An 18592-nucleotide genomic window follows, 5' to 3' on the forward strand; every position below is an offset into this window, starting at 1 on the left:
GGGGAGGACGGCATTTTGTTTTAGGTTTTGTTCGGCGATACGGTTGTGCCCATCTGAGGATCGTCCCGGGATTCATCGCGCTGGAAAAATTTTTTTGTCGAAAAACGTAATATTTTCGTTCGCAGCTTGTCTATATAAGCAGGGGATTGACGAAAATCGTCGAATTTAGGTTGTAAAGCCAGACAATAACAAATTGATTATCATGATAGTTTGAGGTGTTGGAATGAGGGCTGTACCCAAGACGGCCGTTCTCTTTTTGTTTTTGGTCGTGCTTGCCTTCGTCTTTGTGGACCGCTCCGTTGGCGGAAACAAGCCTCCGGAAACGGAGACGATCGCCCAGTGGCACATCAAATGGGACACGGCGACGAACGGCGAGAAGATGAATGTACTGGAAGCGATGGGGCTGCAGGTGCAGGAATCGGTGGATCCGCCGCCTGACGGCAAAACGGGGGAGCTTGTGCCGTTAGGAAATGATAGCACGAAGAGCGGCGGTAAGGCCGCTCGCGGGAAATCCGCAGGGACGGACGATACGGACGATGGCTGGACGTTTGTGGACGGAGCGCAGTCTGTTCCCTCCAAGCCTGACGGCGTCCGGGCCGCATGGATCAAGTTCGAGCTTCCTGAGCTGGGATGGACCCGCGCGGGGCTTATGATCGACAAGCTCTACTCGCAGAATTATGCGGTCGTTCTGGACGGAAAGGTCATTCAAGAATCGCGGCGCAGCTATTTATATGAAGTGAATAAGGTTTTGCTGCCTTTAACGCCCGAGGATTCGTTCAAATCGTTGTATATACGAATCGAAACGTCGGGTGAGAAGCTTGGAATCGAAAGCGCCATTCGAGTAGGCGACCATCACGAGCTTTTGAAACAATTCATGAAACAAGATTTGATCGACGTTGTCTTGGGCAGCGCTTTTATTTTTTTCGCTTTGATGATGCTTATTTGTTCGTTCTTTTTGAAAAATACGCATTTTACGAATTGGCTGTCCTTGTCGTTGGTTATTTTGGCGCTCGGACTTATGGTTATCACGTATTCTCCGTTCCTGTACACCTTCTTCGGACAATGGGGAGACCGGTTGTTTCTTCTTTTTGATATCTCGCTGCTCGTTTTCCTTCCCGCACTCACCTACTTCTTTGAAACCGTCTTCGGCAGCGGAAAATTTTCGATGATACGATTATTTCGGATATTCCAAATCAGCTACTCGTTCCTGTGCATTTTGCTGACCGCCATCAACGAATTCACGGCTTACCAGTACGAGGCAGCGCATTATTTCATAACGGTTTTGCTGCTCGGCGTGACGATGATCATTCAATTTGTGCTGCTTGTGGGCTACACAATCGTGTTTACGTGGCGTGGCAACAAGGACGCGATTATTTTCACATCGGGCTTCGCCATATTCGCGGCTGCGGCCGTTACGGATTTGGTCCTGTATTACAGTCATAGTCAAAACTACGATCTCGTGCTTTGGAAATTCGGCGTCGTCGGTTTCGTTGTCGGGCTCATTGCGATTTTGGGGAGAAGCTTCGCGCGCGACCGCGACAAGCTGATCTCGTATTCTTCCGAATTGGAGCTGTACAACAACCGGCTGCAGCGCTCGGAGAAAATGCAAATCATCAGCGAGCTGGCCGCTTCCGTAGCGCATGAGGTACGGAATCCGCTGCAGGTGACGCGCGGGTTTCTGCAGCTGCTTGGGGAGAAGTCAGACGATAAAGAGAAGGCATACATGAAATTGGCGCTGGAAGAGTTGGATCGGGCAGCCAATATCATTACCGATTTCCTGACCTTCGCCAAGCCGGAGCTCGAGCATGTAACGGTGCTGCAGTTATGCGACGAGTTAAAGCATATCGAGGGCATTCTGGTGCCGCTCGCGAATTTGCAGGGCGGCGAAATTGAGCTGGAGATTCCGTCTAACCTGTATATACGCGGAAATTCGGCCAAGCTGAAGCAGGCGCTAATCAACATCGTCAAAAACAGCATTGAGGCGCTTGAGGAAAAAGGAACGATTCGCATATGGGCCTATGAGGAGTTCGGCGAAGCGATCATTCACATCAAGGACAACGGGATCGGCATGGGGCCGGAGGAGCTTGCCAAGCTGGGCGAGCCATACTATTCGAACAAAACGAAAGGGACCGGGCTCGGCTTGATGGTGACGTTCCGAATTATTGAAGTGATGCAGGGCAAATTGCAATTCCGCAGCGAAAAAGGAATGGGGACGGAAGCGATTATCCGTTTTCCGTCGGTGCTTGAAGCCAAACCCGAATTGCTGTAAGCGTGCAAAAAAAAAGCGGCGCTGCTCCGATGGAGCTGCGTCGCTTTTTGAAATATAAGACTTCATATGTTTCACATATCGGTAAACGCGCGCGTCCAAGCTTCTGCTCACGAAGTCGCTTTCTTCGAAAGCGTTTAGGACGTCGAAGCGTTTATCCTTGATACGAAATTACCACATGCCGTTTTCGCTTGCGCTTGCGTCCAGGACTTCCGACGGATTCGGGGGGATGACCAAATAATATTTGCTCATCGTTTCTTCGACGGCTACAAGCTCTACCGCAGCCGGGATGGCGACACCGAACGCTGCTTGTATGGCCGCTTTCGGATCCGCAAGCAGCTGCGCTTTGAACGCCGCGTCTTCCCAAGCTTTTTGAATGATTTTAGCCTTTAAAGTATCTTCTGCCGACATATTGACCCTCCTAAGAAATGGTTATGTTTACCATACTAATATAGCATGGGGAGGGTACAAAATCTATTAATTTTTGGCATTTTTCGCTAAGAAGTAGTGCAATCCTCCTGCTGCCAATATCCTTCTTTGCTCGGCGATGCCGTTAGAATCGTGATTCAATTGTCCTATCAACGATTGATGAAAATCCAACAAATACGGGATCCGTACAGCCGAATGCAGCAGCGCATCATAGTGCGGAAGTGCCAGTTCCGCGTAGCGGACCAGAACGTCCCGCGTATAAAGAGCATGCTTGACCTCCGCAGCAGTCGGCGGTCTGTCGATGCTCAGCTCGTTCCGGATCATGGACAGCAGGCAATTATAGCTGCCGTCCGCGAGATCGTCCTGCCAGTCGGCCCAATCGTCGGCCATCTGGAGGGTGACAAGCGTATGATCGACAAGCTCCGAAACAAGAGAAAGCTGCTCCTCGCGACCGGCAAGCAGCATGGCGCCTGCGCTTGCCATATGCAAAGGCGCGGCTTTTTTGGCGATGCGGAGAGGATCGTGCAGGAACGGATCATTCGCGCTCTCCGCTGTGACGCTTGCCGCCCAGTCCGTCAGCATCGTGCGCGCGCAGGTCCAGAAGACGGAATCGGACGGAAACAGCGCCCGGTACCGATCCTGGAATTCCTGCTGCAGCAGGCTGCCGAGGGCGAGCTGCTCCTTCCAGTCCTCGGGCGCGGTATCCATCACATCGTCCTGCACGAAAAAATGCAGCATCACGAACACGTTCGCAAGCGAGAGGGCGCGCCGCTGAGCTGTCGTTATGGGGGCGGCGTCGTCCAGCCAGAAGGGCAGCAAATAACAAATGTAATTTTTGGCGCTTCCCTCAACGAGCGGATTGAAGCCGTTTATGTATGCCAGGCCCCGGCGGTCCAGCGGAGCTGGGAAGCGGGCGATAGCCTCCGCCGCTTCCACAAATACGGCGGCCATATCTTCTTTGAAATCCTCAAACCAGCGCATAGGCGCCTGCCTCCTTTCAGGATCCGCCTTCAGATGAAGGGGCTGCTTGCCGAATTCGATTCCGAACACTCCTATTTTCAGCCGTGCCCCGGGTCGCCCAGCCACTCGGACAGCTCCGGGGAATTCGAGAGCAAACGATTGGGACGATCGGCGCATTACTGTCAGTACGGCTCCCGTTCTTTGTCGAAAAAGCTCGGCCGTAACTACATAAAATCAGTATACCAGAAACTGGATTGGGTGACGGGATAAAAAACAGCCTGAATCGTTGCCGATTCAGGCTGTTTGGTTAGATGGCAAGCGATGCTTGCTTCGCTTGGCGGAACGCGGAGCGTCCCGATTTAGTCGAAACGTCGGAAAGGCGAATTTTATAAAAACGCAATCGCAGGGGCTTATGGCAACCCTGGACGGTTCAGCCCGTTCAGCCTTACTTGGCTTGCTCGTATTTAATCACTTTTGCCAATGCGGAAATCGCGCTGGAATGCATCGTTTCGTGGACGATCGAGAAGTTGAAGAGCTCGCCGGCTGTTTCGAACTTCAAAGGTCCGAGCTGGATCGGGGTTTGCAACTTCTCTTCCAGCACGGCTGGAGTAACGGCGGCAAGACCGGCCACCTGTTGGTTCAGGTATTGCACCAATTCCGCTTTGCTCGGAGGCGTGGCGGTCCAGTCGGCCGGTTTGGTTCCCGTACCGAACAAGGCGCCGTAATTTTCCGGGAGACCGGAGTTGAAAGGAAGCCCTTTGGACAATAGTCCGTCCAGACAAGTCACGATATGCCCCATGTTCCATCTGATCGTGTTGTTGAAAGCGGCCGGCTGAACGTCATAAATTTCCTCAGGAATCGCATCGATTTGACGAATGACCATTTGCCGAACGGTAATGGCCGTGTTGATGATTGCTTGAGACATTTTCGCTCACTCTCCTAATCGTTGATAAGAATGCTCCAAAACTATTTTATCGTAAGGTTCTATATTATTATACCTGTTTCTGTATTGTTTAGCGAAATTAGAGGGGGGATATCGATGATGCAACTATCGTCAGAAGCAAACGAAAGCGGCATATGTGATGAAGTGCCTTATATATATGCTCTTGCTGTCTTCGCTCATATCAATAACTTTTGTGCTAAAGTATGAGGGAAATGTTAACGCGGATGGGAAGTTGAAATGATGCTTGGTCTGGCTGTTGGATGATCGGGTAACATTTTATTCAAGCAGTAGGTGAGATTTTTGATAAAGTCAAAGAAAGCTTTATTATTTTTAATTTCGTTTGTTGTAATCGGTGTTGCTTTAATAGCAGCTATTTACTATTCGTCAGATAGAAGAACACTAGATGAAATAATAATGGAGGATTTTTCCACCTATCGTGCCGAGTTTGAAGAGACAGTAAATTATGTATTAGAAAATGATTTACGGGAAATAGATCTTGCTAACAAAAACAATCTCAAAGAACCTCTTAAAACATTAAGTAATCTGCATTATCTTTCGTTACACAAAGACGATGGTTTTATCTTTATCTCACGTTATAGCAGTTTTGGGTTTGAAGTGGGGATAGTTTATTCTAGTACAAATAAAGAACCTGAAGGACCATATTTTTCGGATGTTAAAGTTCTTGATGAAAATTGGTTTCTTTTCAAATCCAAATAATAATAACAAAAATTAGCATCATTTGTCCTTATACAAGAATGGTGATATACATCAAATAAACATCTATGCCTTTTATTTTTGTTGATTGCGATCCTTTTATTTAACCAAGAAGTACGCAACTGTTTGCGTTCCCCTCTTCCGTGGTATACTGGACAAAATACCCGTACAGGAACAGGTGATAAGCGTGGAAGTGAGCATTAAAGAAGTGAATGTGACGCATAGCGAAGAGAATGGATATGTGGGGAGCGTCATTTTTGAAGTTACGGGGCATAAGACGCCTTACGAGCTGACCTTGCAGAGCAAAAAAGCGAAGGATGACTGGAGCTATAGTCTGATTTTTACGGAAGCATCCGGGTCGGAGGAGCAAATTTTGACTGTGGAGGAAGCGCTGGAAGAGGACGATGAGTTGTTCGATTTCTTCGTGGACGCGGTGAAAAGCAAGCTGTAGTGGTATGCAAATGCCGAACCTGATTCGTCATGTTCGGCTTTTTATGTTATGCGTTATCCAAATAACGCCAATTTTGTTGTTGACGACCAATATAACGCGGTGTTATATTGGGCTTACAAAAGCTGAAACGCTTTCGAAACACCATCGATTTCATCGCAGAGAACGATGTGGAATGGAATCGCGATTTTTATGCAGCGTCTGCCGCTCCGTTCCTTATTCATTGCCAGGACCGCACACTACGACGCACACCGCACCAAGCACACCACGACCAGCACCCGCACCAAGCGCACCACGACAGCACACCACACGAAGCATTCCACGACCGCACATCGCACCAGCACACATGACCGCACATCGCAACAACACACCACGACCGCATACCGCAACAGCACATACGACTGCACATCGCACCAGCGCACACGACCGCACATCGCACCAGCACACTACGACTGCACATCGCAACAACACACCGCGACCGCATACCGTAACAGCACATCACGACCGCAGCAAACACACCACGACTGCATACCGCAAATTACGCACTACGATGCACACCGCAATAGCGCACCATGATCGTTCGTATACCGCACCAAACACACCACGATCGCGCACCGCTGCGCACATCCAACAACAAGTCTTATTACTTCAACGCGTCGATTGCAGAGCAAGGCCGAAGCCTTCGTTACGCCCTCATTTCAAGTTGTTGCACCTGTCGTTATTAAGCCGAATGCATGGAGGAAAGGGAGAAACGCAGGATGGCAGTCACAAAGAAAGACATCGCAGATTATTTGGGAATATCCCGCACCGCCGTATCGCTGGTTCTGAACGATACGCCCAGCAGCACCGTTTCCGAAGAAACGCGCAAAAAAATATTGCAAGCAGCCAAAGAATTGGGCTATGCCGAAGTGAGTCCGAAGCTTTGCTATATTTTGTACAACCGCCCGGCCGACGACCCTCGCTACATGAACGATCTGCGTGCGGTCGAGGAAACCGCGAGCGCATATAACTATCGCGTGCTTTTTATGAACGTGAAGGCGGCGCCCGAGGATTTTATCAAGCTTCAGCGTTTTTTGCGCAGCCAGGAGGTTTCCGGCTTCATCGTAAGCGGCGATATCGACGAGCAAATCATCGAGCTGATCGTGCAGTCCAAAGTCCCGTACGTGTTCTATGGGGGGACGCTGCGCGAAGGAGTGAACGTCGTTGTCAACGACGATAAAAAGCTGGCGTACAATGCAACCAAATATTTGCTGTCGCTCGGACATCGCCGCATTGCCTGCTTGACGGGAAGCCTCGATCTGATGACGCACGTGCTCAGCATCGAAGGATATAAGCAGGCGTACGAAGAGGCCGACCTGCCGGTCGACAAAACGCTGGTACAGGTAGGCGCGGACGAAGACGGCTACGAGCTGTGCAAAAGAATGCAAATGCTCGACATCCCGTTTACGGCGGCGTTTTGCGCCAATACGGTGATTCAGTTCGGCGTTCTTCAGCGCCTTCGCCAATGCGGTATATCCGTTCCGCAGGAGGTCAGCTTGATCGGGTCTGGGATGTCGGAGCTTGTAAAAGCCAGCTTCCCGCAGCTCACAACCTACTACGTATATCCGCAGCAAAAAGGCATTCTTGTCAAGCAGTTGATCGAGAAAATCGAAATGAAGCAATTCGATCCGGCCATCGCTTACCTATCCGAATTTACGTTTTATGCAGGAGAAACGGTCGCCGTTTGCAAATGAAGGAACGGTAAACGGACGAGTGTCGAAAGAGGCGGCAAGCGTTTAAAGCTTGAATTGCCGGTAGCTTTCGGTAATCGCGCTAGACTATTACAAACCAAAAGGGTCCTTATTCCTGATTGTTCAGAAAACATATCGTGGATACGATAAACGCAAGGCGTTTATCTTTGCCATGGCATAACGCGTCGTTATATCTCTTTATAAATAAATATATAAGCGTTATTCCGAGTGGAGGAGACGCCGGGTGAGACCGATTACAGCAGTGCTGCTAGGAGCAGGGGGAAGAGGGAGGTTTGCCTACGGAGCGTTCGCGGAGCAGTTTCCCCGAGAGCTTGCATTCGTTGCCGTAGCCGATCCTGACAAGGAGCGCCGCGAATGGTTCGCGAGCAGGCACGGCATTACCGCCGAAAGCGCGTTCGAAGGCTGGGAAGACGTACTGGAACGGGAGAAAATGGCGGATATCGCGGTCATCTGCACGCAAGACCGGATGCATTTCGCGCCAACAATGAAAGCGCTTCAAAATGGATATCACGTTTTGCTGGAGAAACCGATGTCGCCGCTTCCGGAAGAATGCGTGAAGATGGAGGATGAGGCAAGGAAGCATGACCGCCTGTTGACGATTTGCCATGTGCTGCGCTACTCCCCTTTCTGGCAGACGATCAAGAGGATGCTCCAAGCCGGCCGGATCGGCAAACCGGTGTCGCTGCAGTTGAACGAAAACGTAGGTTATTACCATATAGCGCACAGCTTTGTACGGGGACAATGGCGCAACGCGGACCATTCGAGTCCGATGATACTGGCCAAGTCGTGCCACGATTTGGATCTGATCGGCTGGCTCATGGAGCAGCCGTGCGTCAGAGTGAGCTCGTACGGCTCGCTCAGCCATTTCCGCCGCGAGCATATGCCGGAAGGGGCGGCGGAACGGTGCACGGACGGGTGTGCGGCCGAGGAGCGCTGCCCGTACTCTTCGCTCAAAATCTACTTGCGGCCCGAGGGAGAAGAGTGGGCACGGTTTATAACGCAAGATTTGTCCCGCGACGGCATTGTTCAAGCGTTGGAGTCAGGGCCTTTCGGAAGATGCGTATACCGCTGTGACAATAATGTGGTCGATCATCAAGCGGTGAACATGGAATTCGCCGACGGCGCGACGGCATCGTTCGTGATGTCGGGTTTTACTCACGACTGCACCCGGCAGGTTCAGATAATGGGGACGCACGGGGAAATACGCGGTGTTATGGAAGAGAATCTTATCCGCGTATACGACTTCGCCGCCAATGACCGCCAAGACTATACGATCATTCCGCCGGGAGGCATGCACGGAGGAGGGGACGAAGAGCTGATGCGTTCGTTTTTGCGGGAGGTGCGCAGCTACAGCGGCGGTGAAAGCTTGACCTCCGCGGCCGCATCGGTACAAAGCCATCTGATGGCGTTCGCAGCGGAAAGATCGAGGCTTGAGAACGGACGTTCCATCGATTTGGCCGCTTACAAAGCCGAGCTGCTTTACTCTGACAGGGGGGGTGAAAGGAAGACGCTAGACAGCCTACGAACTAATTTTGAAATGATCATTCGGCAGCCAGACAGTACACCATACCGCACCATGAGTTGAACAGCCTATCATTCAATTCAAAAGGGAGGGCTTACCTTGTCGAAGGGAAGCAAAACAGTACCGGCAGTTGGCGCAATGATTTTATTGGCGGCATCGCTCGCAGGATGCAGCAGCGAAAAGCAAACGAATTCGAGTCCGTCTCCGAAGCCTTCGGAATCGGCTAATGCAAGTGCGGCGCCAAGCGCTTCGCCGAGCGCGCAAGCGAACATATATCCGGAAAACGGTCTCTCGAAGGATTCGATTACGCTGAAAGTGGGACATTGGGAGAACGGGTACGGGCGGGAATGGCTTGACTTTGCAATTAAAAAATTTAACGCGAAATATCCGAACGTCAAATTCGAAGTCACCTCTTCGCCAAAGCTGGACACGGTGCTGTCCACCAAAATCGCGGCGAACGACGATAACGACATGTTTGACTTCTTCTTCCCGAGATTCAGCGGCGTAGGCGATACGGAACGACTGGCGGAGGCGGGAAAGTTTGAGGATCTCAGCGATCTTTGGAAGAAGGAGCTGCCCGGCGAGAAAGGGAAGACGGTGCGCTCCGTCGTTTCCGACGATTTTTACGATGCGGCCATGCTGGGAGGCAAAACATACAGATTGCCGGTAGGCGGCTATACGGCGGGACTCTTTTTCAACGAGAACCTCTTTGACAAAAACGGCTGGAACAAGGATCCGAAAACATGGGATGAATTCGTCCAGCTGATGGAAACGATCAAGGCGAAGGACGTCATTCCGATTACATTCCCGGGCGTGTACGCAGGTTATTTGACGGACTATACGTTTAATTTCCTTCCGTTCATGCTGGCTGACGCAAGCGGAAGCTTCGACGCTTACCTGAAAAATTTCCGCAGCTTCAAAATGCCGCAATTTACGGCGCCGGAAGTGAAGGAAGCATGGAAGCGGATGTATGAATTCGGGCAGAAGGGTTATTTCCCGAACGGAGTTGCCGCGCTTAATCATACGCAGTCGCAAATGCAGGTGCTGCAAGGCAAAGCGGCGCTCGTATCGACAGGCGACTGGGTCGGCAACGAAATGAAGGACAGCACGCCGCAAGACTTCAAATGGGGCTTTATGGCGATTCCGGCGACGAACGACCCGAACAATACGATTTATGTGCATACCGGGGTGACGGATGTAGGGTATGTGATCTGGAAAAACAAGCCGGACCTCAATAAGAAGTGGGCGAAGGAATTTATGCTGTCGCTTTATGATTTCGAAGTGCAGCAGTTCCTGGCGGAAAAAACCGGCGTATTCCCCGGACGTCTTGATTACGGCGCCGATCCTGCAAGGCTGGAAAAAATGCAAGCGGCTCCAAAGGCGGTAATGGCTTACGCGCAGCGCCATAAAGTCAAGTATTTGTCGCTTCGCCGGGACGTATCGTTTACGAGCCCTTCCGCCGCACAGGCGTCCAAGACGCTGAGCGAAGCGATTACGGGCATCGCCTCGGGCAAAAAGGATCCGCAGCCGGTGCTAGAGGAAGTCGAAAAGCTTTATACGAAAGCGCTTGAGGAAGAAAAGAAATAAGGTAACGGCCGGGGAAGCGGACGTTAGCAGGTTTTGCTTCCCCCGTCACTTCCATTTATTTAAATATTTGGGGAAATGAGGGCTACGCTATGCGGGTCGACTTATATGGGGACAAGAAAACCATCGTCCGCAGAATGGGGCTGCAGAAGGCTTCCGTACAGAGGAACGTGTTTCTGTTTGTGGCCATCGTGCCTTGTTTGGCCGGGTACATCCTGTTTACTTTGTATCCGAATGTCATGTCCGTTTACTACGCGTTCTTGAATTGGGACGGCATCACGGCAGCGCAATTCGTCGGCTTTGATAACTTTGTCGCGATGGTTAAGGACAAATTTGTTTGGCGCGCCTTATCCCACAATCTCGTATACATGCTTGTCGTGCCGGCGGTCACGATGCTGCTGTCCCTGATCCTCGCGTACTTGCTTAGCAACAAGGGATACAGAGAAGGAACCTTTTATAAAGTTCTGTTTTTCTTCCCGAATATTTTATCTTCCGTCGTGATCGCATTGCTCTGGGCCTTCATTTATGACGGAAGCTTCGGCATATTGAACGCTTTGCTGAAGCTGGTCGGCATCAACAACGGCGAATTTTATTGGCTCGGCGATACGAGGACGGCGCTTTGGGCGCTCGTTCTGCCGATGATATGGGGCGGAGTCGGCTTGTATGTCGTCATCTTCATGAACGCGATGAGCGGCATTCCAAAATCGCTGTACGAAGCGGCGGTGCTCGAGGGAGCCAGCCATATGCAGCGGTTGTTCCGCATTACGATCCCGCTGATGTCGGGCGTTATCCGCGTCGGCGTCCTGTTTACGGTGCTCGGCGTGCTGAAAGGCTTCGAAACGATGCTCATTATGACGAACGGAGGACCGGAAGGCTCTACGGACGTTATCGGCTTGTACATGTTCAACCTTGCGTTCGGAAGCGGGTATCACAATTACGGTTATGCGTCGGCGATCGGGATGTTTTTGTTCGTGATCCTGATCGGGGCCAAATGGGTGATCGATAAATACTCGCCCAAAGATGACGTTGAATTTTGATATCGAATGTTAGCGCGTGAACGAAAGCCGTCCTGCCGAAAAATGGGATAGCCGTCGCCGCTTGGGGAGGAAGAGAACGGATGCTGGAACGGAAAAGAACGCTGGCGGATTTGCTGTGGCGGCTTCTGCTGCTCGGCTGGGCGCTGACGATCGTGTTCCCCGTCGTTTGGATCATATTCCAGTCGCTCCGCACGAACGCCGACTTTTTTCAGGATGTTTGGGCGCTGCCGACTGCGCTGAAATGGAGCAATTACGAGAAAGCATGGGATAGCTACAAGCTTGGAAAGTCCCTGCTGAACACACTGTATTACGTAGGAGTCAGTCTTGCGCTCGGTACGTTCCTGATTGTGCTGAACGCTTACGCGCTTACGCGGATGCGCTTCAAGTCGCGGAAGTTCGTCTGGTCCCTGATCATGCTGTCGCTGTTTCTGCCGGGCATCAATGCGCTGGTGCCGCAATTCGTGCTGATGCGGGATATGCATCTGACCAACAGCCTGACTGGGCTGATCATCCTCGATACGTTCGGCGAAAACGTGTTTTTTCTGATGCTCCTTGGCGGATTTCTGTCGACGCTGCCGAAGGAGCTTGAGGAAAGCGCCTTTATGGACGGCGCCTCGTTGTTCCAGGTATTCCTGCGCATTATCGTGCCGCTGTCGACGCCCGGAATCGTGACCGTCGCCATTTTCAAATTTCTCGGGCTGTACAATAACTTTCTCGGACCGTTCATTTACTTGAGCGACGAGACCAAATATACGATCGGCGTCAGCATGTACCAGGCCAATCAAAAAATGCAGTACAGCTCCGACTGGGTCACGCTGTTCGCCGGCGTCATCATCACGATGATTCCCACCGTCATTCTGTACATCCTGTTCCAGCGCCGCATCATGGAAGGGGCCACGCTTGGCGCGATGAAAGGCTGAATCCGATACCCAGCGTCTTTCGTTTGCGGAAGTACGCCGGTATAAATGAATTGCGAAGGGAGAATGAAAGGATGAGAAAGAAATGGGTATCGCTGCTGATGGCCGCGGTGCTGACCATGCCGTTCGGTTTAACCGCGGCCGCCGAGCAGAATGCGGCAGGGGATGGTGCATCTACGACAGGCGGGAGCGTGACGGCAGCGGTTTATTCCTCCGGACCGGCGGTGCTGTGGGTGCCGACGAATACGGAGAAGGTGCTCCGCAGCCAGCCGGCCCCGGAGGAAGGCGCAAAGCAAACGGTTGATTTGGAAGCCGCCAAGAACGAGTATGAAAGCGGGCAAATCATCGTGCGGGCGAACGATGCGGCGTTAACCGGAGTGACGGTGGAAACGACGGCGCTTGTCCGCGACGGCGGAGACGCGCAAATTCCCGCGGAAGACGTACGTCTCTACAAGGAGCATTACGTCGAAGTGACGAGTGTAACGTCCGGATCTTATCCGAAGGGATGGTATCCCGACGCGCTGGTTCCGATGGGAACGAACGAGGCGTTCGATGTGGCGCTCGGCCAAAACCAAGGCATTTGGCTGACGGTCAAAGTGCCGAAAAACCAGCCGCCGGGCATGTACCGCGGGAATGTCGCCGTTCGCGCGCAGGGCGTCTCATTTGACGTGCCTCTGACGCTCAACGTCTGGGATTTCGAACTGAGCGACGAAGGCCATACGCAATCTGCGTTCGCGATCTGGTACGATCAAGTCGCCTACTATCATAATGTAGCTCCGAACACGCCGGAATATTGGCAGCTGCTCGAAAACTACTACTGGTTCCAAACGGAATACCGTTTGCCGCCTGACGATCTTCCGATCCCTTCAGGCGATGTCGACCAGTACATAGCGCAAGCGGAACGGTTTCTGTCGAATCCGAAGGTGAACAGCTTCCGCATTCCTTACTATGAGAACGATCTGCCCAAAACGAAGCAGCTGGTCGACAAGCTGCGCGAGAAAGGCTGGCTTTCGAAGGGATACTTCTATCTCGGCGGTTTGATCGACGAGCCGCCCGTCGAGAAATATCCTCTCGTGCGCCAGCTGTCCGAGGAGCTTACCCAAATCGCGCCCGACGTCAAGCATGTGGTGACGAAGGAGCCGAACGCATTGCTTGAGGGTTATGTCAATACTTGGGCCCCGCTGCTCCATCTGTATGATAAGGACTACGCGCAAGCCCGTCAGGCGGCCGGCGATCACGTATGGTGGTATACCTGCGTCATTCCGAAGCACCCGTATCCGTCCTATCATATCGACGACGATCTGCTCGGAGCCCGCTTGCTGTCATGGATGCAGCGGGAGAATAAAGTGGAAGGCAACTTGTTCTGGGCTACGACGATTTTCCGCAAGTATAACGGTACGCAATATGTAGACCGGAACGTATGGCAGGATCCGCTCGCTTTCCCCGGTGCGAACGGTGACGGTTTCCTTCTGTATCCCGGCAAAGAATTAGGGATTAACGGCCCGGTAGCGACGATCCGGATCGAGGCGATTCGCGAAGGGATGGAGGACTACGAATATTTATGGACGATCGAGGACCGGATGCGCTCTGCAGCCGCCAGTCTTGGTCTAGCGTCGTTCGATGTGGACGCGGCGATGAAGACGTATTATGATCGTTTGTATAAATCCGTATCGACCTATAACGAGCGGCCGGAGGAGCTTCTGCAGGTGCGCCGCGAAATCGCCGAGCAGATCGTCGCTTTGGAGCAGGATCCGACGGTATTGTTTACAGTAACGAGGCTGGAGGATTTGAAGCAGCGGATTACCGTCTATGCGGCTAAGAATGCTGCGGTGCAATTGAACGGCCAAACGGTACAGCCGTCCGAACAGCTTCCGCAATACGACGTCTACGCGCAAACGTTCGATCTGCAAATCGGCGTGAATCCGGTCGAGCTGAGCGTTACGGCTAACGGGGTGGAGAAGAGCCAGACGATTCGTCTGATCGGGATTGCGCCTGCGCCGGTGCAGTATGTGGTACCGATGCTTGATGCGGAATCGTCCGGCGACGTCGATCGCTGGACGCTGGAGAACGTGGAGCTGAGCAGGTCCGCCGATCACGCCGCGCAGGGAGATCAATCGCTTAAAGCGGTTTATCAGCCAAACGTCGATTTTCCGAATATGAAGCTGTTCCATGCGGGAACCGGCTTCCGCAGCGCCGACTGGTCCAAGTACAATATGCTGGAGTTCGACGTGTACAACGACGAGGAGATGCCGCAGCTGTTGTATATCAAGTTTTTTGACGAGAACGGGGGCGTATTCGACGGAACGACCGCAACGGTTGGACCGAAGGCGAGCAAAAAAGTGCAGATCCCGATGGTAAATATCGGAGTTGTCGACAAAACGAATATGGCCGGCTTCGAGCTGTGGATGTGGAAGCAGTCGGCACCCGTAACGCTTTATTTTGACAACTTCAGATTCCTTGCAAGCGAAAAGCTGCCTTCTCAGGACTTGTCTTATCATTACGTTTATCAAACGAATGTCTCCGATATTTCAATTGACGGCAGCCTGAACGAGGATGTGTGGCAGACGGATCTGGAGTACAATTATACGGCGTTCGGGGCGACGGATAACAAAGGCAAGCTGGGACTTCTCTGGAACAGCCAATATTTGTATGCCTCTTTCGAGATTGAGGACGGCGATGTGAGGGATCCTTCTCACGGAGCCACTCCATGGGAGGACGACGGCGTCGAGATTTTCATCGACGGCGATTATGTCAGAGGGCCGCGAAACGAGCATGCGCCTCAGTATACGGTTCGATTCAACGATAATCAAGTGTTTTTGAACGGCGCTTCGAGCCCGTCTACATCCGGCATTTTGCAGAAATCGAAGCGGACGCCGACAGGCTACACGATGGAGATGGCGATTCCATGGTCGGCAATCGGGGTTACGGCGGCAAGCGGAAAAACGATCGGCATCACGTCCCATGTCAATGACGACGATATGACAAACGGAGTGAGAGCGTACGGGGTACTCGGGTTTACGCCGTTCGGTCTGGACGACGGCGCGACGACGGCAAATTGGGCCGAGTTTATTTTATCGCCGGATGCGCCGCGGGCCGCTCAAGGAGAAATCGCGGCGAGCGAGTACAAGTTTACCGATCTGATGGAAACGAAAATGCTGCAGGAGCTGAAGAAAAGCGACTCCGTCCTCGCCGGCGTTACGCTTGAGAACCGGTATGCCAAAGCCAAGGAGCTTGCATTTGTCGTCGAGCTTCTCGACCATAAGAACAAAGTGGAAAACCGCTCCGTCGTCGTGAAAACGCTCCAGCCGGGACAGAAGGAAACATTCAAAGCCGGCTTCGAGCTGCCGAAGAACGCGAACAAGTACAAAGTGAAAGTGTCGGTTTGGGACAATCTGCAGAACCGAAAGCCTTACGTTGCGGATGTAGTGTTCCCATGAACGGCGTATAACTGAAGCTGGAATGGAAAGCCGGATCCCGCAGTTTGGGGGCCGGCTTTCTTTTTTGTCGTACTTTTGAGAGGAGAAACGGGGAAGTATTGGTGAGTCAAACAATAGTGCGATTAGTGTAGAAAACCTTATTGTTCATGAGGCTGTCCTCACTATTCCACCGGTAATGCTCGTTCCCGCCCGTTAATGAGGCAAACAACACTATCAATTTCGTTTGCCTCACTAATAGTTGCGTTTTCCTCATTATGCTTCGAAATCATAGGTGTACGGCGAGAAATAGTAAGGTTTGCCTTACTAATAGTTACATTTGCCTCATTATGCCTCCAGAACATGGGTTTAGCGGCGAGAGATTTGTAAAGGCTTGCTTCATTACTAGTTCGTTTTCCTTATTATCTATCCAGAATACTGGTTTACGGTTGGAAATGAGGGTTGCCTTATTAACGGTTGTCCTTTTTTCACTAGTTTTCCAGGACACAAGTCATCGGCGGCATAGAGGTTTCTTCTAAAGCTCTGCAGGATGGATGGCAACCGACTAAGTTGCGGACTCCGCCGGTTTTACCGAGTGAGGCTTGACAGCCGACGCAAGACCGGGCAGTGCGCATCGGGCAACGCTCGCCGGTAGCCGCACGTAGTGCGGAAAAATCCACCGGCTTTGAATGCGTCGGCCTGAAAAGAAGGTTCAGCAGGTTTTCCGAGGGTCAATCTCGTCCAGGTTCGATTTCCCGTCATAATCGGGTACAATGGAGGGAGTGAACTAATAATAGGAGTTGGATATGGATGAAGCGCATCACCATTTTGGTGGCGGACGACGAGGCGGAGATCGCGGATTTGATCGAGCTGCATTTGGAGAAAGAAGGGTACCGCATTATCAAAGTATCGGACGGGCAGGAAGCGATTCGGGCGGTTCAAACGCAATCGGTCGATTTGGCGATTCTGGATATTATGATGCCGAAGCTGGACGGCTACGAGGTGACAAGGCAAATTCGGGAGCAGTATCATATGCCGATCATTTTTTTGAGTGCCAAAACGTCCGATTTGAATAAAATAACGGGGCTTGTGGTAGGGGCGGACGATTATATGACCAAGCCGTTTAATCCTATGGAGCTGGTCGCTCGCGTAAACGCTCAACTGCGCCGTTATATACAGCTGAATCAGCCGCCCGCCGTCCAGACGACTGTATTGGAAGCGGGAGGTCTGACCATTTATCCGGATCAGCGAAACGTGTTTTTATACGGCGAATCGATCGAGCTGACCCCGAAGGAGTTCGATATTTTGCTTTTGCTGGCCGAGCATACGAAGAAGGTTTTCAGCGTGGAAAATATTTTCCGGCACGTCTGGGGCGAAGCGTACTACGAGAACGACAGCAATACCGTGATGGTGCACATCCGCACCCTGCGCAAAAAGCTCGGAGAAGATAAGAACAAGCATAAATTCATCAAAACCATATGGGGGGTGGGATATACGTTCAATGGCTAATATTTTGCGAAGCTTCCGGTTCAAAATGATATTGCTGTTCGGTCTGAGCATGCTGCTGTCGGGCGCGGTCACTTTTACGCTCTATAAAGCGCTTCAGCTGTATTATCGTTCGAACGTCCTGGCCGAGGACCCCTTGGCTCGTTATCGATCCATGATAAACAGCGTTGGGGATATTAACTTTTTTCTTATATTTTTTATCCCGCTGGCCTTCTTGTTTTTTTTCTTTCTGACCAAGCCTTACGCCGCGTATTTCCGGGAAATTTCGAACGGGATTCACCACCTTGCCAACGGAGACTTCAAGAACCGGGTGCACGTTTCATCGAATGACGAGTTCTGGGATATTGCGGAGGACATCAATTTGGCCAGCGAGAAGCTGCAGAAGGCGGTCGAAAGAGGAGATTTCGCCGAGAGCAGCAAGGATCAGCTTATTTTGAACCTGGCCCATGATTTGCGCACCCCGCTGACTTCCGTTTTAGGCTATTTGGACTTCATCCTTCAGGACGATAAACTGACTGCGGAGCAGGTTAAGCATTATACGAACATCGCATTCGCGAAGTCGCGGCGTTTGGAGAAGCTGATCGACGAGCTTTTTGAAATCACGAGGATGAACTACGGCATGCTCACCGTCGACAAAAAACCGATCGATCTGAGCGAGCTGCTCATTCAGCTGCACGAGGAGCTGTACCCCGCACTAGAGAAAAACGAATTGACTGCGAGAATGAATGTGAGCTCCCATCTGAACATTCATGGCGATGGAGAGCTGCTTGCGCGCGTATTCGAAAATCTTTTGACCAATGCCGTTCGTTACGGAAACGACGGCCAGTTTATCGATATCAACGGCTTTCATGATCCGGACCGCGGAGAAGCGGTTATTCAAGTGGTCAATTACGGACACTGCATTCCGGCGGAGCAGCTGCCTCGTTTATTTGAGATGTTTTATACAGGCGACAAGGCGAGAACGCATCAAAGCGGGAGCACGGGACTCGGCTTATTTATTGCCAAAAATATCGTGGAGCAGCACAACGGTACGATTTCCGTACAAAGCAATGAGATCCGTACGCTGTTCGAGGTGCGGCTGCCGCAATAATTTAAGAAAAAT

General features: G+C 51.7%; 14 protein-coding genes. 11 read left to right on the forward strand and 3 right to left on the reverse strand.

What is annotated here, in order from left to right; all coding sequences use genetic code 11:
- Positions 1-223 precede the first annotated feature (223 nt).
- On the forward strand, positions 224-2269 hold the full coding sequence (locus DQG23_RS35765; protein WP_113035839.1) for a sensor histidine kinase: 2046 nt from the start codon (positions 224-226) through the stop codon (positions 2267-2269).
- Positions 2270-2437: 168 nt separating this feature from the next.
- On the opposite strand, the gene DQG23_RS35770 is transcribed toward DQG23_RS35765, so the two are convergent.
- The 3 genes from DQG23_RS35770 to DQG23_RS35780 form a co-directional block, all read right to left on the reverse strand.
- Positions 2438-2677, reverse strand: coding sequence for an NHLP leader peptide family RiPP precursor (locus DQG23_RS35770; RefSeq protein ID WP_113035840.1), 240 nt, complete (start codon positions 2675-2677; stop codon positions 2438-2440).
- 66 nt (positions 2678-2743) lie between these two features.
- A complete protein-coding gene (locus tag DQG23_RS35775; RefSeq protein WP_146762449.1) occupies positions 2744-3781 on the reverse strand; it encodes a hypothetical protein in 1038 nt (345 codons plus the stop codon).
- A 319-nt stretch (positions 3782-4100) separates the two neighbouring features.
- A complete protein-coding gene (locus DQG23_RS35780; RefSeq protein WP_113035842.1) occupies positions 4101-4580 on the reverse strand; it encodes a DinB family protein in 480 nt (159 codons plus the stop codon).
- A gap of 318 nt (positions 4581-4898) precedes the next feature.
- On the opposite strand from DQG23_RS35780, the gene DQG23_RS35785 reads away from it, so the two are divergent.
- The 10 genes from DQG23_RS35785 (at position 4899) to DQG23_RS35830 (ending at position 18580) form a co-directional block, all read left to right on the forward strand.
- Positions 4899-5315, forward strand: coding sequence for a hypothetical protein (locus DQG23_RS35785; protein WP_113035843.1), 417 nt, complete (start codon positions 4899-4901; stop codon positions 5313-5315).
- Positions 5316-5499: 184 nt separating this feature from the next.
- Positions 5500-5763, forward strand: a complete 264-nt coding sequence (locus tag DQG23_RS35790) for a hypothetical protein (RefSeq protein WP_113035844.1) — start codon at positions 5500-5502, stop codon at positions 5761-5763.
- Between the two features lie 755 nt (positions 5764-6518).
- The gene (locus DQG23_RS35795) at positions 6519-7493 is read left to right on the forward strand and encodes a LacI family DNA-binding transcriptional regulator (protein WP_158560874.1); all 975 of its coding nucleotides are present in this window, start codon (positions 6519-6521) and stop codon (positions 7491-7493) included.
- A gap of 241 nt (positions 7494-7734) precedes the next feature.
- Positions 7735-9096 carry a Gfo/Idh/MocA family protein gene (locus DQG23_RS35800; RefSeq protein ID WP_113035846.1) on the forward strand — a complete coding sequence of 454 codons (1362 nt, stop codon included), beginning with the start codon at positions 7735-7737 and terminating at the stop codon, positions 9094-9096.
- Between the two features lie 36 nt (positions 9097-9132).
- Positions 9133-10620 (forward strand): ABC transporter substrate-binding protein, encoded by a 1488-nt coding sequence (locus DQG23_RS35805; protein WP_113035847.1) that lies wholly within the window; start codon positions 9133-9135, stop codon positions 10618-10620.
- Between the two features lie 89 nt (positions 10621-10709).
- The gene (locus tag DQG23_RS35810; RefSeq protein WP_113035848.1) at positions 10710-11654 is read left to right on the forward strand and encodes a carbohydrate ABC transporter permease; all 945 of its coding nucleotides are present in this window, start codon (positions 10710-10712) and stop codon (positions 11652-11654) included.
- A gap of 80 nt (positions 11655-11734) precedes the next feature.
- Positions 11735-12574, forward strand: coding sequence for a carbohydrate ABC transporter permease (locus tag DQG23_RS35815; protein WP_238178199.1), 840 nt, complete (start codon positions 11735-11737; stop codon positions 12572-12574).
- A gap of 71 nt (positions 12575-12645) precedes the next feature.
- On the forward strand, positions 12646-16008 hold the full coding sequence (locus DQG23_RS35820) for a glycoside hydrolase domain-containing protein (RefSeq protein ID WP_113035849.1): 3363 nt from the start codon (positions 12646-12648) through the stop codon (positions 16006-16008).
- Positions 16009-16794: 786 nt separating this feature from the next.
- Entirely contained in the window at positions 16795-17493 is a 699-nt protein-coding gene (locus tag DQG23_RS35825) for a response regulator transcription factor (RefSeq protein WP_113035850.1), read from the forward strand.
- Positions 17486-18580 (forward strand): sensor histidine kinase, encoded by a 1095-nt coding sequence (locus tag DQG23_RS35830; protein WP_113035851.1) that lies wholly within the window; start codon positions 17486-17488, stop codon positions 18578-18580. The genes DQG23_RS35825 and DQG23_RS35830 overlap by 8 nt, the downstream gene beginning before the upstream one ends.
- The last annotated feature ends 12 nt before the right edge of the window (positions 18581-18592 follow it).

Origin of the sequence: Paenibacillus contaminans (assembly GCF_003285015.1) — a bacterium.
In the GTDB taxonomy this organism is placed as follows: domain Bacteria; phylum Bacillota; class Bacilli; order Paenibacillales; family NBRC-103111; genus Paenibacillus_V; species Paenibacillus_V contaminans.

What these genes read in the sequence shown, in the direction of transcription:
- DQG23_RS35770 (WP_113035840.1), bottom strand. Translation starts at nt 2,677, where the DNA reads ATGTCGGCAGAAGATACTTTAAAGGCTAAAATCATTCAAAAAGCTTGG.
- DQG23_RS35830 (WP_113035851.1), top strand. Translation starts at nt 17,486, where the DNA reads ATGGCTAATATTTTGCGAAGCTTCCGGTTCAAAATGATATTGCTGTTC.
- DQG23_RS35820 (WP_113035849.1), top strand. Translation starts at nt 12,646, where the DNA reads ATGAGAAAGAAATGGGTATCGCTGCTGATGGCCGCGGTGCTGACCATG.
- DQG23_RS35810 (WP_113035848.1), top strand. Translation starts at nt 10,710, where the DNA reads ATGCGGGTCGACTTATATGGGGACAAGAAAACCATCGTCCGCAGAATG.
- DQG23_RS35795 (WP_158560874.1), top strand. Translation starts at nt 6,519, where the DNA reads ATGGCAGTCACAAAGAAAGACATCGCAGATTATTTGGGAATATCCCGC.
- DQG23_RS35825 (WP_113035850.1), top strand. Translation starts at nt 16,795, where the DNA reads ATGAAGCGCATCACCATTTTGGTGGCGGACGACGAGGCGGAGATCGCG.
- DQG23_RS35815 (WP_238178199.1), top strand. Translation starts at nt 11,735, where the DNA reads ATGCTGGAACGGAAAAGAACGCTGGCGGATTTGCTGTGGCGGCTTCTG.
- DQG23_RS35780 (WP_113035842.1), bottom strand. Translation starts at nt 4,580, where the DNA reads ATGTCTCAAGCAATCATCAACACGGCCATTACCGTTCGGCAAATGGTC.
- DQG23_RS35765 (WP_113035839.1), top strand. Translation starts at nt 224, where the DNA reads ATGAGGGCTGTACCCAAGACGGCCGTTCTCTTTTTGTTTTTGGTCGTG.